2 protein-coding genes and 1 pseudogene are annotated in these 2,014 nt (G+C 70.2%); 2 read left to right on the forward strand and 1 reads right to left on the reverse strand.

From position 1 onward, the window contains the following. Nucleotides 1-255, reverse strand: a pseudogene (locus ACI3KY_RS20210) (hypothetical protein); the annotation flags it as partial. A gap of 195 nt (nucleotides 256-450) precedes the next feature. On the opposite strand from ACI3KY_RS20210, the gene ACI3KY_RS20215 reads away from it, so the two are divergent. Then, entirely contained in the window at nucleotides 451-1,143 is a 693-nt protein-coding gene (locus ACI3KY_RS20215; protein WP_404931908.1) for an NTP transferase domain-containing protein, read from the forward strand. 63 nt (nucleotides 1,144-1,206) lie between these two features. Continuing rightward, on the forward strand, nucleotides 1,207-2,014 hold an 808-nt coding region (locus tag ACI3KY_RS20220; RefSeq protein ID WP_404931909.1), incomplete at its 3' end, for a hypothetical protein.

Consider the following 2,014-nt stretch of genomic DNA (forward strand, 5'->3'; position numbering starts at 1 on the left):
CGGAGCCGCACTCGCCGCGAGCTCGAGGTCGCTGGGGAGCGGCGGGGGCGGACCCGGGTCGGCTTGCGGCGCATCCTTCCGAGCGCCGCGCGGGGCCCGTGCAGCACCCTTGTCGGAGCGCGGCTTGCGCGGCGGGCGGCGGGGCTTGTCCGGAGCCGGGGGTACCGTGTTCGCGAGGCGCACGACGCGCGCACCGGAGTGACGGTCCGGCTCTTCCGGATCGATGTCATTCGGCACCGGGAGGGAGGCTGTCACTGAACCAACGTATCAAGCGGGCCTGAACCCGGGACAGTTCGTGTCGCCGCGTCGCGGCATTCGCGTTATGTCACGAATCGGCAACGGCAGCCCATCATTCTGCACCTTCCCAGGGGTCATCGATAGCATGGACCCGGCACGAAGGGGTGTCGCGCCGGTGAACCGGCAGTGAATCACGCACTTCAGGAGAAGACTTTGACCCTTCAGACCGTCATCCTCGCAGCCGGAATGGGCTCGCGCCTCGGCCGCAGCCTCCCCAAGCCGCTCACCGAGCTGAGCGACGGCCGCAGCATCATGCAGCAGCAGCACGACAACATCCGTGCCGCCTTCGGCAGCGACGCCAAGATCACCACCGTTGTCGGGTACCGCGCAGAGACGGTCGTCGAGGCGTTCCCGCACGTCGACTACGTCTACAACGACCGCTACGACCAGACGAACACGTCGAAGAGCCTGCTGCGCGCGCTCACGAAGACCGGCAAGGGCGGCGTGCTCTGGATGAACGGGGACGTCGTCTTCGACCCCCGCGTCCTCGGCCGCGCCATCGAGCTCATCGAGCGCGACCAGTCCTTCGTCACCGTCAACACCTCCAAGGTGAGCGACGAAGAGGTCAAGTACACGGTCACGCCGGAGGGCTTCATCAAGGAGCTCTCGAAGACGGTGAAGGGCGGCATCGGCGAAGCCGTGGGCATCAACTACATCTCGAGCGGCGACAAGAAGGCGTTCATCCGCCACCTGACCCGCGTCGACGACCAGGACTACTTCGAGCGCGGCCTCGAGCTCGCGATCGCCGAAGACGGCGTGCTGCTCCAGCCGCTCGACATCTCGGACCTGTACGCCGTCGAGGTCGACTTCGCGGAAGACCTCGAGCGCGCGAACCTGTACGTCTGACCCGCGCCCGCCGGTCTGTCAAGCCCGGCCGGGGCGCGTGCCCGGGCGCATAGACTCGGCGCGATGACCGACAAGGTTCACCGCATCCACTCGCTGCCCGGCGACTCGCCGTGGCAGGGAGGCCTGCCACCGACGGGCTCGGACGAGCACCCGTTCACGATCCGCGCGCTCGACCGCGTGCTCTCGATTCAGCGGCCGGTCGTCCTCGCGCACCTGCGGAGCATCCGCCTGCGTCACCCCGACGCCTCTCCGTCCGACATCGTCCGCATCCTCGAGCGCCGCTATCTCGCGGCGGTGACGACGGGCGGCGCAGCGGTGGGCGCCACGGCCGTGGTGCCCGGCATCGGCACGGGAGTGACGCTCGCCCTCAGCGGTGTCGAGACGGTGGCCTTCCTCGAAGCGACGACCCTGTTCGCGCAGTCCGTCACCGAGGTGCACGGGATCCCGGTGTCGGATCCCGACCGCGCACGGGCTCTCGTGCTGACCCTCATGCTCGGCAAGGAGGGCGTCGACCTCGTCGCGCAACTCGCCGGCCAGGCGGCCGGACGCGGCCCGAGCCGGGCCGGCTACTGGGGGGAGCTCATCACCAAGTCGCTGCCCCGCGCCGCCGTCGGCCCCCTCGTGGACCGCCTCAAGAGCACCTTCATCCGGCAGTTCGCCGCCCGCGGCGGTGCGTCGTGGATCGGCAAGGCGCTGCCGTTCGGCGTGGGGGCGGTCATCGGCGGCGCCGGCAACAACATCCTCGGACGCCGCGTGCTCGTCGGCTCCCGGCGCGCGTTCGGCATCCCGCCGTCCACGCTGCCGGCGGAGCTGGAGCCGCGGCCCGCGCCGGGCCGCCTACTGGGGGGAGCTCATCACCAAGTCGCTGCCC

The organism is Microbacterium sp. ZW T2_14 (assembly GCF_044987405.1).
In the GTDB taxonomy this organism is placed as follows: Bacteria; Actinomycetota; Actinomycetes; order Actinomycetales; family Microbacteriaceae; genus Microbacterium.